The following is a 205-nucleotide window of genomic DNA, read 5'->3' as shown; positions in this document are numbered from 1 at the left end:
TTCGTGTTCGAGGGCTTTTTGGATTTCCTCTCATTCCTCACTATCCGGCAACAGAAAAGTCCGGATATACCCTGCACCGACTGGCAGGACTACGTTATTCTAAACTCCACCGCCAACACGGATAAAGCCTTATATCCGTTGGCTGATTACGGGCATATACATTGTATGCTTGACAATGACGAAGCCGGGAGGAAAGCGGTTGAAG

At 48.3% G+C, this 205-nt stretch carries 1 protein-coding gene; it reads left to right on the top strand.

Going from position 1 to position 205, the window contains the following annotated elements; translation table 11 throughout:
- A partial coding sequence (locus DXD65_RS21460; protein WP_233556176.1) for a toprim domain-containing protein occupies positions 1-205 on the top strand: 205 nt, incomplete at both ends.

The sequence above is a fragment of the Bacteroides sp. 4_1_36 genome (assembly GCF_003466325.1).
Classification (GTDB): domain Bacteria; phylum Bacteroidota; class Bacteroidia; order Bacteroidales; family Bacteroidaceae; genus Bacteroides; species Bacteroides uniformis.
The sequence above is the reverse complement of the archived record's forward strand: the minus strand, read 5'-3'. Positions and strand labels throughout refer to the sequence as shown.